Genomic DNA, 12,952 nt, shown 5'->3' with positions numbered 1-12,952 from the left:
AAATACAGGCGTCACAATTGTATAGGAAAGTTTTTCTATGTTACGATTTACTATAGTGTTTATGCCGTGAGAGGAGGTTAGGAATGAATCGTATCTTCCGTAATACCATCTTTTATTTACTGATATTCCTAGTAGTAATTGGAATCGTGAGCTATTTTAATGGTTCGACGCAAAAAACGACACCAGTTAGCTACGATAAATTCATTACTAAACTAGAAAAAGGTGAAGTGCGCAATGTGCAACTTCAACCGAAAAATGGTGTGTTTGAAGTAAAAGGACAATTTAATAACTCTAGCCAGGGAGAACAATTTGTTACTTATGCACCAAATACTGAGGAATTACAAAAGAAAATTAATGATAAAGCGCAAGGTGCTGAAGTTAAGTATCAACCAGCAGAAGAAACAAGTGCTTGGGTAACATTCTTTACTTCGATTATTCCGTTTGTCATTATCTTCATTTTATTCTTCTTCTTATTAAACCAAGCTCAGGGTGGCGGTAGCCGTGTTATGAACTTCGGGAAAAGTAAGGCGAAGCTATATAATGACGAAAAGAAAAAAGTTCGTTTCAGAGATGTTGCTGGAGCGGATGAGGAGAAACAAGAACTTGTTGAGGTAGTTGAATTCTTGAAAGATCCTCGTAAGTTCGCTGAAGTTGGTGCCCGTATTCCGAAGGGTGTTCTATTAGTAGGACCTCCAGGTACAGGTAAAACTTTACTAGCACGTGCTGTTGCAGGTGAAGCAGGCGTTCCGTTCTTCTCTATCAGTGGTTCTGACTTCGTAGAGATGTTCGTCGGTGTCGGTGCATCCCGTGTACGTGATTTATTCGAAAATGCAAAGAAAAATGCTCCTTGTATCATTTTCATTGATGAAATTGATGCAGTAGGACGTCAACGTGGCGCAGGTCTTGGTGGTGGCCATGATGAGCGTGAGCAAACGTTGAACCAATTACTTGTTGAAATGGATGGGTTCGGTGCAAACGAAGGTATTATTATCATCGCTGCGACAAACCGTCCTGATATTCTTGATCCAGCGTTATTACGTCCAGGTCGTTTTGACCGTCAAATTACAGTAGATCGTCCAGATGTAAATGGCCGTGAAGCTGTACTTAAAGTACATGCTCGTAATAAACCGCTTGATGAGAATATCAATTTAAGAGCAATTGCAACTCGTACACCAGGATTCTCTGGTGCCGATCTTGAAAACTTATTAAACGAAGCTGCTTTAGTAGCTGCGCGTCAAGATAAGAAAAAAATTGACATGAGTGACATTGATGAAGCTACGGATCGCGTTATTGCAGGTCCAGCTAAGAAAAGTCGTGTTATCTCTGAAAAAGAACGTAATATCGTTGCTTTCCATGAAGCGGGCCACACTGTAATTGGTGTTGTTCTTGATGAAGCTGATGTCGTTCATAAAGTAACAATTGTCCCTCGTGGTCAAGCTGGTGGATATGCAGTAATGCTTCCGAAAGAAGATCGTTACTTCATGACAAAACCAGAGTTACTTGATAAAATCACTGGTTTACTTGGTGGTCGAGTAGCTGAAGAGATTGTATTTGGTGAAGTAAGTACAGGTGCTCATAATGACTTCCAACGTGCGACTGGTATTGCAAGACGCATGGTTACAGAATTTGGTATGAGTGATAAGCTTGGACCGATGCAATTTGGTAGCTCACAAGGTGGTCAAGTGTTCTTAGGAAGAGACTTCCATTCAGAACAAAACTATAGTGATGCGATTGCGCATGAAATCGATGTGGAAATGCAAACGATTATGAAAGAATGTTATGCTCGTGCAAAACAAATTCTTACTGAAAATCGTGATAAACTAGATCTTATTGCGAAAACGTTACTTGAAGTAGAAACATTAGATGCAGAGCAAATCAATCATTTATGTGACTATGGCAGATTGCCAGAACGTCCAACATCTTCAGCTGATGTGAAAGTAAACATCAACATGAAGAAAGACGATGAAGATAAAGAAGATAAGTAAGAGCTGAAGGAGTGACGATAGTCACTCCTTTTTTGTTTGTTAAATTTTTTTCTGATTACTATTGAGAGTTTATGGAATAAAGTAATTTTAGTAAAACTAGTATTAAAAATTGAAATAGAGAGCAATCTTTTTGTAAAATGATGAGTATAGAAAAACTGATTATATAAGTATGTGTGATATGATGTTTTTATAAGTTTTATACATACTGCACAAATATAGATTAAATAAGATAAGTGGTGAGAATATGATTTTTGTATTGGATGTAGGGAACACAAATGCGGTGTTAGGTGTGTTTGAAGAGGGGGAACTTCGTCAGCATTGGCGCATGGAAACAGATCGTCATAAAACAGAAGATGAGTATGGGATGCTTGTGAAACAGTTACTTGAGCATGAGGGTCTTTCGTTTGGAGATGTGAAAGGTATTATTGTGTCTTCAGTTGTACCGCCAATTATGTTCGCTTTAGAACGCATGTGTGAAAAATATTTTAAAATTAAACCGCTTGTAGTAGGGCCTGGAATAAAAACGGGACTAAATATTAAATATGAAAATCCACGTGAAGTAGGTGCAGACCGAATTGTAAATGCAGTAGCAGGAATCCATTTGTATGGAAGTCCGCTTATCATTGTTGATTTTGGTACGGCTACTACATATTGTTATATTAACGAAGAAAAGCATTATATGGGTGGAGTTATTACGCCAGGAATTATGATTTCAGCAGAGGCTTTATATAGTAGGGCTGCAAAACTTCCTCGAATTGAAATTACAAAACCAAGTAGTGTTGTTGGAAAGAATACAGTAAGTGCAATGCAATCCGGAATCCTTTATGGATACGTTGGACAAGTGGAAGGTATTGTTAAGCGTATGAAAGAGGAAGCTAAACAAGAACCGAAAGTTATTGCAACAGGTGGATTGGCGAAATTAATTTCAGAAGAATCGAATGTAATTGATGTTGTAGATCCATTTTTAACGTTAAAAGGTTTATATATGTTATATGAGCGTAATGCAAATTTACAACATGAGAAAGGTGAATAAATACGTATGAAAGATTATTTAGTAAAAGCGTTAGCTTTTGATGGGGAAGTGCGTGCGTATAGTGTACGTACAACAAACACAGTAAGTGAGGCGCAAAGACGTCATGATACATGGAGAACAGCTTCAGCGGCGCTTGGTCGTTCTTTGACTGCAGGTACAATGATGGGCGCAATGTTAAAAGGTGACCAAAAGTTAACGATTAAGGTGGAAGGTAACGGTCCAATCGGCCCTATCTTAGTGGATGCTCATGCAAATGGAGATGTACGTGGTTATGTAACAAATCCGCATGTTGATTTTGAAGGAACAGAACAAGGGAAATTACGTGTATATCAAGCGGTAGGTACAGAAGGGTTTGTAACAGTAATCAAAGATATTGGTATGCGTGAGCCGTTTATCGGTCAATCCCCAATCGTTTCCGGAGAATTAGGGGAAGACTTCACGTATTATTTCGCAGTTTCTGAACAGACGCCTTCTTCTGTAGGTGTTGGTGTTCTTGTAAATGGAGATGACAGCATATTAGCTGCAGGTGGATTTATTCTTCAAATTATGCCGGGTGCACAGGAAGAAACAATTTCATTCATTGAAGATCGTTTGCAAAAAATCCCTCCTGTATCAACGTTGATCGAACAAGGTCTTTCTCCAGAGGAGTTACTATATGCAGTTCTTGAGGAAGATAAAGTAAAAGTATTAGAAACGATGGATGTTCAATTTAATTGCACATGCTCACGCGAACGTATTGAGAGTGTGTTAATTAGTTTAGGTAAAACAGAGTTAGAGCAAGTTCGTGAAGAAGAGGAAGAGACAGAAGTTCATTGTCATTTCTGTAATGAGCGATACAAGTTCTCTAAAGAAGATATTACAAATTTAATTGAGAATCTGTAATAAGGATTAAAGGGAGCGCTCTTTCAAATTGATTGACAAACAGGGAATTTTCTGACAAAATCTAAATATAGATAAAACCAATAAAAATACTCGGTGTTAGGAGTGACAGGAATGCGAGTGGCACAATCAGTTTCAGAATTAATCGGGAAAACGCCGATCGTTAAGTTGAACCGCATCGTAGAATCAGACAGCGCAGATATATATTTGAAATTAGAATTTATGAATCCGGGGAGCAGTGTTAAAGATCGTATTGCATTAGCTATGATTGAAGATGCTGAAAAAAAAGGATTGTTAAAAGAAGGCGATACAATCATTGAGCCAACAAGTGGTAACACAGGAATTGGCTTAGCGATGGTAGCAGCTGCTAAAGGATATAAGGCAATTTTAGTAATGCCAGAAACAATGAGTGTGGAGCGTCGTAATTTATTACGTGCTTACGGTGCTGAATTAGTATTGACTCCAGGACCTGAAGGAATGGGCGGAGCAATTCGTCAAGCGACTGAATTAGCGAAAGAGCATGGCTACTTTATACCGCAACAGTTCAAAAATCAATCGAATCCAGAAATTCATCGTTTAACAACGGGTCCAGAAATTGTTGAACAAATGGGTGATCAACTAGATGCGTTTATTGCGGGTATTGGTACAGGTGGGACAATTACTGGTGCTGGCGAAGTGCTGAAGGAAGCGTATAAAGATATTAAAATTTATGCAGTAGAACCTGCGGATTCGCCAGTGTTATCTGGTGGAAAACCGGGTCCACATAAAATCCAAGGAATTGGAGCGGGATTTGTTCCGGAGACATTGGATGTAGAGATATATGATGAAATCATTCAAGTAAAGGCAGAGCAAGCGTTCGAATATGCGAGAAGAGTGGCTAAAGAGGAAGGTATTTTAGTCGGTATCTCTTCAGGGGCAGTTATTTATGCAGCGACAGAAGTTGCCAAAAAGTTAGGTAAAGGGAAAAAGGTACTTGTTATTATCCCGAGTAATGGTGAACGGTATTTAAGTACACCACTTTATCAATTTGAATCCTAATTAAATGTGATTGAAAAAGCATCCTTGAAAAAGGATGCTTTTTCTTTTTGGATTGGAAATAGGAAAAGAGTGAATGACTAGAAAACTTCATGTAAAATAAGAGGTAGTATAATTAATTTATTTTCACTAGCCCTCGAGTATAGTCATTCTCCATATACATAACATATGTAGTTTGGAATGATTAATCTAAGAGGGTGGGATAAAAGAAGACGGGGTGTTGATATGCAACGAAGAAAATCTTTAGCGCTTTCTATTCCATATCAGTTAGACTTTTTTAAACAATATAAATTTCTTTCTCAGGATAAGCCGCAGCATATTTTGTTAGAAAGTGGACGTGGTGGCCGTTATAACATTGTGGGGCTAAATCCGGTAGCGGTAATCCAAGGGAAGGATGAAACGTTACATATAAGCGAAAGTGGTAAGGAAACAATAAAGCGAGGGAATCCATTAGATTTAATGCAAGAATATATGGAGAAATGGAAAACAGACTATAATCCGGAGTACCCGCCTTTCCAAGGTGGAGCGATTGGTTACTTTAGTTATGATTGTATCCGTTACATCGAAAAACTTTCTTCTCTTGCGGAGGATGACATTAATATACCTGATATATTCTTTTTGTTATTTGATGATGTGTTTGTATATGATCAAGAAGAAAAAGTATTATGGATTATTACGCATTATGTAGATAAGCATGAAGAGGCAAAAGAGCGATTAAATGAATGGAAGGTTCTTTGGGCGACAGAAGCGCCGGAAGTGACTATACCGTTTGTGTGCCCTGAAAAGAAAAGTGAAGCAGTTGCATTTACTGAAGAAAGCTTTATGAAGGCGGTTGAATGTATTCAAGAATATATTGGTGCTGGTGATGTGTTCCAAGTAAACTTGTCGACAAGACAAGAAAGAACGTTACAAACACACCCGCTAGAAATTTATACGAGTCTTCGTGAAATTAATCCATCTCCATATATGGGTTACTTGGAGCTTGGGGATTTTCAAATTGTTAGTGGATCGCCAGAGTTGCTAATTAAGAAACAAGGAACCGAAGTAAGCACAAGACCAATTGCTGGAACAAGATCTAGAGGGGCGAACGAGCAAGAGGATGAAGAATTAGCGAGAGAATTAATTGAGAATGAAAAAGAAAGAGCAGAGCACGTCATGCTTGTGGATTTAGAACGAAATGATTTAGGGCGTGTTTGTAAATATGGCACTGTAGAAGTAGATGAATTTATGGTAATTGAGAAATACTCACATGTTATGCATATTGTTTCTAATGTGCGTGGTGAGGTGGAAGAAGATAAAGATGCTTTTGATTTAGTGAAGGCTGTATTCCCGGGGGGGACAATTACTGGTGCCCCGAAAATACGTACGATGGAAATTATTGAAGAATTAGAACCTGTTCGCCGAGGGATTTATACAGGTTCAATCGGTTGGATCGGTTATTCTGGAGATACAGAATTGAATATTGTAATTAGGACACTTCTTGCTAAAGATGGAAAAGCGCATGTACAAGCAGGAGCGGGAATTGTAATTGATTCGAATCCAGAAAATGAATATAAAGAGTCGTTAAAAAAGGCGATTGCTTTATGGCGTGCAAAAGAACGTAGCGAAGAAACGGTTAGGTGAGAGAAATGATATTAATGATTGATAATTATGATTCTTTTACATTTAATTTAGTGCAGTTTCTTGGAGAACTTGGACAAGATCTTGTTGTTAAGCGTAATGATGAAGTGACTATTTCGGATATTGAGGATATGAAGCCAGACTTTTTAATGATTTCGCCAGGTCCGTGTAGTCCGAATGAAGCAGGGATTAGTATGGAAGCTATTCAATACTTTGCTGGAAAGATTCCGATTTTTGGAGTTTGTCTTGGGCATCAATCTATTGCACAGGTGTTTGGTGGAGAGGTTGTTCGTGCGGAGCGGTTAATGCATGGGAAAACGTCGCCTATGCACCATGACGGAAAGACGATTTTTTCGGATATTCCTAATCCGTTTACTGCAACGCGTTACCATTCCCTTATTGTTAAGAAAGAGACGTTACCGGATTGTTTAGAGGTAACATCTTGGACAGAGGAAGGGGAAATTATGGCGCTTCGTCATACGACATTGCCGATTGAAGGTGTACAGTTCCACCCAGAATCTATTATGACTTCTCATGGAAAAGAGTTACTGCAGAATTTCATTCGTAAATATAGTCCAAGTGTGGCATCATGTTAATTTACGTAAATGGTGAGTACGTAAAAACGAGTGAAGCGAAAATTTCTCCTTATGACCATGGTTATTTATATGGGCTTGGAGTTTTTGAGACGTTTCGTATTTATAATGGTCATCCCTTTTTGTTGGATGACCATTATGACCGTTTAATAGATGCGTTGGATACATTGCAAATTAAATGGACAATGACAAAAGAGGATGTAATGTTTATTTTGAAAAATTTGCTCGCTAAGAATGAATTGGAGCATGCATATGTACGCTTTAATGTTTCGGCGGGTATAGATGAAATAGGATTGCAAACCGAAATGTATGAAGAACCGTCTGTTATTGTTTTTATAAAACCTTTAGCAGCCCCAGGGGATATAGTGGAAAAAGAAGGGGTTATTTTAAAACAAGTGCGCAATACGCCGGAAGGGACGTTGCGCTTGAAATCTCATCACTATTTAAATAACATTTTAGGGAAGCGCGAAATTGGAAATGTTGTGAATAAGGAAGGTATTTTCCTTACTGAAGCAGGTTATGTCGCAGAGGGTATTGTTTCGAATCTCTTTTTTGTGAAAGATAATGTTTTGTATACACCTTCACTAAAAACAGGAATTTTAAATGGTATCACTCGTGCGTTTATTATAAAGGTTGCAGAGGAACTTAGTGTAGAGGTGAAAGAAGGTTTCTTTACGAAAGGTGAATTACTTTCAGCAGATGAAGTCTTCGTAACAAACTCCATTCAAGAAGTTGTTCCACTTTATCATATAGAAGGGCGAGATTTCCCGGGTAAAGTGGGAGTGGTTACAAAAAGATTGACGAATCTTTATGAAATGCAGAGAGAGAAATTGTGGAGCAGAAATGAATTGCGAAGAGGAGATGTGTAGTTTGAAGTGGGATTATGATTTGCGCTGCGGTAAATATACATTGAATTTAAATGAAAAGACATTAATTATGGGGATTTTAAATGTAACGCCAGATTCATTTTCGGATGGCGGGAGTTACAATGAGGTAGAGGCCGCAGTGCGCCATGCAAAAGAAATGCGAGATGAAGGTGCTCATATTATCGATATTGGTGGTGAATCTACTCGCCCAGGTTTTGCTAAAGTATCAGTAGAAGAAGAAATCAAGCGAGTTGTTCCGATGATTCAGGCAGTTTCAAAAGAAGTAAAATTGCCTATATCTATTGATACATATAAAGCTGAAGTTGCAAAGCAAGCAATAGAGGCTGGTGCTCATATTATTAATGATATTTGGGGAGCGAAGGCGGAACCGAAAATTGCTGAAGTTGCAGCTCATTATGATGTGCCTATCATTTTGATGCATAACCGCGATAATATGAATTATCGTAATCTAATGGCGGATATGATTGCTGATTTGTATGACAGCATTAAAATTGCGAAAGATGCTGGTGTGAGAGATAAAAATATTATTTTAGACCCGGGCATCGGCTTTGCGAAAACACCTGAACAAAACTTAGAAGCGATGCGTAATTTAGAGCAGTTAAATGTGCTAGGGTATCCAGTTCTCTTAGGCACTTCAAGGAAATCCTTTATTGGGCATGTACTAGATTTACCAGTAGAGGAACGTCTTGAAGGAACGGGAGCTACTGTTTGTCTTGGTATTGAAAAGGGTTGTGAGTTTGTTCGCGTTCATGATGTGAAAGAAATGGCGCGCATGGCTAAGATGATGGATGCGATGATTGGTAAGGGGGCAAAGTAATTGGATAAAATTTATATCCATGATATGGAGTTTTACGGTTATCATGGTGTATTCCCAGAGGAAAATAAATTAGGTCAGAGATTCAAAGTCGACTTAACAGTGGAATTGGATTTAAAACGCGCGGGAGAAAGCGATGACTTAGAGCATTCGGTCAATTATGGAGAGCTTTTTGAACTATGTAGAAAAGTTGTTGAGGATAGAACATATAAGCTTGTAGAGAGTATCGCTGAAAATATTGCTGCAGATATATTGAAACAATATGAGGGTATTGCACGGTGTACAATTAAGGTAATTAAACCAGATCCACCGATACCGGGGCATTATCGTGCTGTGGCAGTAGAAATTACGAGAGAACGATCATGAATAATATAGCGTACATTGCATTGGGGTCAAATATTGGAGAGCGTTATACGTATTTAACCGAAGCGATTCGATTTCTAAACAAAATCCCATATATCCAAGTTGATGATATGTCATCTATATATGAAACTGAGCCGGTTGGCTATACTGATCAAAGTTGTTTTTTAAATTTAGTTATAAAAATTTCTACCAATTTATCACCGCAAGAATTATTGAAAGTAACACAAAAAGTAGAAAATGATTTAGGAAGAAAAAGGGAAATAAGGTGGGGGCCGAGAACCATCGACCTTGACATTTTGCTCTATAATCAAGAAAATATTGAAGCAGAGAATCTTATTGTTCCACATCCTCGGATGTTTGAAAGAGCTTTTGTTATCGTTCCGTTGTTAGAGATTAATCCAGATATTAAACAAGACATTTCACGTTCACAAGTAGAAGAAATGAAAAGGCGAGAGGGAGTAACGGTATGGAAGCAGAAAAATGGGGAAGACGCATTCGTGCTTTTCGAAAGCTAAAAGGTTATACGCAAGAAGGTTTTGCTAAAGAATTAGGGGTATCTGTATCTGTTTTAGGAGAGGTCGAGAGGGGAAATCGATCGCCTTCTCAAGACTTTGTAGTAGAAGTTGCGAAGGCATTAAAGGTTTCAATAGATGAATTAATGCCGAAGTAACTGTAAAGGAAGGAGTAAGTCGGTTGTTAAAGATTGCAAATATTGAGATGAAAAATCCGGTTGTATTAGCACCGATGGCGGGAGTGTGTAACTCTGCATTCCGTTTGACAGTAAAAGAATTTGGCGCAGGTTTAGTTTGTGCTGAAATGGTAAGTGATAAGGCGATATTACTTAATAATAAAAGAACATTGGATATGTTATATATCGATGAGAGAGAAAAGCCGTTAAGTTTACAAATCTTTGGTGGTGAGAAAGAAACTCTTGTAGATGCTGCGAAATACGTAGATAAATATACAACAGCAGACATTATTGATATTAATATGGGTTGCCCAGTGCCGAAAATCACTAAATGTGATGCGGGAGCGAAGTGGCTTTTAGATCCAAATAAAATATATGAAATGGTAGCAGCAGTTGTAGATGCTGTTGAAAAACCTGTAACAGTTAAAATGCGTATTGGTTGGGATGAAGATCATATTTTCGCAATAGAAAATGCTAGAGCTGTTGAGCGTGCTGGTGGACAAGCAGTAGCGGTTCATGGACGTACACGAGTGCAGATGTATGAAGGTAAAGCAGACTGGGATATTATTAAACAAGTAAAGCAAGCTGTAAATATTCCAGTTATCGGAAATGGTGATGTCGAAACACCGCAAGATGCAAAGCGTATGCTTGATGAAATTGGCGTAGATGGCGTTATGATTGGTCGCGCTGCTCTTGGGGATCCGTGGATGATTTATCGTACGGTAAAGTATTTGGAGACCGGTGAATTAATGCCAGAACCTACAGTGCGCGAAAAAATTGATGTATGTATGTTGCATCTAGATCGTCTTATCGGCTTAAAGAATGAAAATGTCGCTGTAAGAGAGATGAGAAAGCATGCAGCTTGGTATTTAAAAGGTGTTCGTGGTAATGCGAGTGTGCGTAATGGTATCAATGCTTGTAATACACGTGAAGACCTTGCGAATGTATTAGGTGCATTTGTAGAAGAAGTTGAAGCAAAACAACAAACAATTCACGTTGGTTAATACTAGATAGAGAAGATTGACATTCTTCTATTCACTTCCTATAATTACGTGAAAGAAAGAAGAACTGCCAGTTAGTAGCTGGCAGTTTTTCTAGTTGGGTAGAAAATGCTATACTGTATATATTATAAAATTAAATAGAGCTGGAGTGATATCAATATCATGGATAACATGAACCACGAAGAATTAAACGACCAATTGCTTGTTCGTCGTGAAAAGTTACATAACTTACGTGAACAAGGAATCGATCCGTTCGGTAAACGATTTGAACGCACAAATGCAACAAATGATTTATTAAGCTTATATGGAGAGTTCTCTAAAGAAGAACTAGAAGAGAAAGAAATCTCTGTTTCTATCGCTGGTCGTATTATGACAAAACGCGGTAAAGGGAAAGCTGGATTTGCACACATTCAAGATTTACATGGACAAGTTCAAATTTATGTTCGTAAAGATGCTGTGGGAGATGAAGAGTACGAATTATTTAAAACAGCAGATTTAGGTGATTTAGTAGGTATTGAAGGTAAAGTGTTCAAAACAAATGTTGGAGAACTTTCAGTAAAAGCAACAGGTTTTACACTATTAACAAAATCTCTTCGTCCATTACCGGATAAATACCATGGATTAAAAGATGTTGAACAACGCTATCGTCAACGTTATTTAGACCTAATTACAAGTATGGAAAGTCGTGAAACGTTCGTTACTCGTAGTAAGATCATTCGTGAAATGAGAAGATATTTAGATGACAATGGTTATCTTGAAGTAGAAACACCTATGATGCACGCGATTGCAGGTGGAGCATCTGCCCGTCCTTTCACTACACACCATAATGCGTTAGATATGGAATTATATATGCGTATCGCGATTGAACTTCATTTAAAACGCCTTATTGTGGGTGGATTAGAAAAAGTTTATGAAATCGGACGTGTATTCCGTAATGAGGGTGTATCAACTCGTCATAACCCTGAGTTTACGATGATTGAATTATATGAAGCGTATGCTGATTATAAAGATATTATGAAGTTAACAGAAGATATGGTTGCTCATATCGCGAAAAAAGTATTGGGCACAACAACAATCCAATACGGTGATTATGAAATTAATCTAGAACCAGAATGGACACGTCTTCATATGGTAGATGCGATCAAGCAATACTCTGGAGCTGATTTCTGGAATCCAATGAGTGTAGAAGAAGCGCGTGAACTTGCAAAAGAACATAATGTAGAAATTAAAGATACAATGGAAGTTGGTCATATTATTAATGAGTTCTTCGAACAAAAAGTAGAAGATAAATTAATTCAACCAACATTTATTTACGGTCATCCGGTAGAAATTTCGCCACTTGCGAAAAAGAATGATGAAGATCCACGATTTACAGATCGTTTCGAATTATTCATCGTTGCACGTGAGCATGCAAATGCATTCACTGAGTTAAATGATCCAATTGATCAAAAAGAACGTTTTGAAGCTCAATTAAAAGAACGCGAGCAAGGTAATGATGAAGCTCATATGATGGATGACGATTATATCGAAGCTCTTGAGTATGGTATGCCTCCTACAGGTGGACTAGGAATTGGTATTGATCGTCTTGTTATGCTATTAACGAATGCACCATCTATTCGTGATGTATTATTATTCCCGGCTATGCGCCATAAACAAGACTAAGCTTTGGAGATTTCTCCAAAGCTTTTTTTATTTGAGTGTGAGTTACTTGAGATAGTAGGTCTTGATAGTGTAGAAAGTTATATTTATATAGAAGAAATGTACTGTTTTTATACTTTTTTACTAAGTTAAAAATTTTATTAGAAAAACTATTGCATTTTAATAATCAAACTGGTATATTTATATTCGTTGCCACGAAAGGTAACAAACAAAACAAACGAAAAACAACTTATTAAAAAAAGTTGTTGACGAAAATATAACGAAATGTTATATTGATAAAGTCGCTTCTGAGCGATGAAGAAGTTCTTTGAAAACTGAACGAAACAAACAACGTGAAACGTCAATTTTTATTTTAGATGCTAGACAAACTAACTTTATTGGAGAGTTTGATCCTG

At 37.7% G+C, this 12,952-nt stretch carries 13 protein-coding genes; all 13 read left to right on the top strand.

Annotated features, from left to right (window positions below):
- Window positions 1-83: 83 nt before the first annotated feature.
- The 13 genes from ftsH to lysS all read left to right on the top strand — a co-directional run bounded on the left by ftsH (window position 84) and on the right by lysS (window position 12,560).
- Window positions 84-1,985 carry an ATP-dependent zinc metalloprotease FtsH gene (gene ftsH, locus ACQKNI_RS25420; RefSeq protein ID WP_088233037.1) on the top strand — a complete coding sequence of 634 codons (1,902 nt, stop codon included), beginning with the start codon at window positions 84-86 and terminating at the stop codon, window positions 1,983-1,985.
- A gap of 244 nt (window positions 1,986-2,229) precedes the next feature.
- Entirely contained in the window at window positions 2,230-3,018 is a 789-nt protein-coding gene (locus tag ACQKNI_RS25415; protein WP_088233038.1) for a type III pantothenate kinase, read from the top strand.
- 6 nt (window positions 3,019-3,024) lie between these two features.
- Entirely contained in the window at window positions 3,025-3,900 is an 876-nt protein-coding gene (hslO, locus tag ACQKNI_RS25410; protein WP_088233039.1) for a redox-regulated molecular chaperone HslO, read from the top strand.
- Between the two features lie 111 nt (window positions 3,901-4,011).
- Window positions 4,012-4,935: a cysteine synthase A gene (gene cysK, locus ACQKNI_RS25405; protein ID WP_088233040.1), complete on the top strand. Its 924-nt coding sequence runs from the start codon at window positions 4,012-4,014 to the stop codon at window positions 4,933-4,935.
- Between the two features lie 222 nt (window positions 4,936-5,157).
- Window positions 5,158-6,555 carry an aminodeoxychorismate synthase component I gene (gene pabB, locus ACQKNI_RS25400; RefSeq protein ID WP_088233041.1) on the top strand — a complete coding sequence of 466 codons (1,398 nt, stop codon included), beginning with the start codon at window positions 5,158-5,160 and terminating at the stop codon, window positions 6,553-6,555.
- A 5-nt stretch (window positions 6,556-6,560) separates the two neighbouring features.
- Window positions 6,561-7,148, top strand: coding sequence for an aminodeoxychorismate/anthranilate synthase component II (gene pabA / locus ACQKNI_RS25395; protein WP_088233042.1), 588 nt, complete (start codon window positions 6,561-6,563; stop codon window positions 7,146-7,148).
- Window positions 7,142-8,014, top strand: coding sequence for an aminodeoxychorismate lyase (gene pabC, locus ACQKNI_RS25390; protein WP_088233043.1), 873 nt, complete (start codon window positions 7,142-7,144; stop codon window positions 8,012-8,014). The genes pabA and pabC overlap by 7 nt, the downstream gene beginning before the upstream one ends.
- Window positions 7,989-8,849: a dihydropteroate synthase gene (gene folP / locus ACQKNI_RS25385; protein ID WP_141552109.1), complete on the top strand. Its 861-nt coding sequence runs from the start codon at window positions 7,989-7,991 to the stop codon at window positions 8,847-8,849. Before pabC ends, folP begins: the two co-directional genes overlap by 26 nt.
- On the top strand, window positions 8,850-9,212 hold the full coding sequence (gene folB / locus ACQKNI_RS25380; RefSeq protein WP_088233045.1) for a dihydroneopterin aldolase: 363 nt from the start codon (window positions 8,850-8,852) through the stop codon (window positions 9,210-9,212).
- Window positions 9,209-9,724, top strand: a complete 516-nt coding sequence (folK, locus tag ACQKNI_RS25375) for a 2-amino-4-hydroxy-6-hydroxymethyldihydropteridine diphosphokinase (protein ID WP_088233046.1) — start codon at window positions 9,209-9,211, stop codon at window positions 9,722-9,724. Before folB ends, folK begins: the two co-directional genes overlap by 4 nt.
- Window positions 9,676-9,879, top strand: coding sequence for a helix-turn-helix domain-containing protein (locus ACQKNI_RS25370; RefSeq protein ID WP_000387027.1), 204 nt, complete (start codon window positions 9,676-9,678; stop codon window positions 9,877-9,879). The genes folK and ACQKNI_RS25370 overlap by 49 nt, the downstream gene beginning before the upstream one ends.
- 23 nt (window positions 9,880-9,902) lie before the next feature.
- Window positions 9,903-10,901, top strand: a complete 999-nt coding sequence (gene dusB, locus ACQKNI_RS25365) for a tRNA dihydrouridine synthase DusB (protein WP_088233047.1) — start codon at window positions 9,903-9,905, stop codon at window positions 10,899-10,901.
- 159 nt (window positions 10,902-11,060) lie between these two features.
- Entirely contained in the window at window positions 11,061-12,560 is a 1,500-nt protein-coding gene (lysS, locus tag ACQKNI_RS25360; protein ID WP_088233048.1) for a lysine--tRNA ligase, read from the top strand.
- Window positions 12,561-12,952 lie beyond the last annotated feature (392 nt).

Source organism: Bacillus sp. NPDC094064 (assembly GCF_050279585.1).
Classification (GTDB): domain Bacteria; phylum Bacillota; class Bacilli; order Bacillales; family Bacillaceae_G; genus Bacillus_A.
This window is presented reverse-complemented; position numbering and strand designations above follow the sequence as displayed.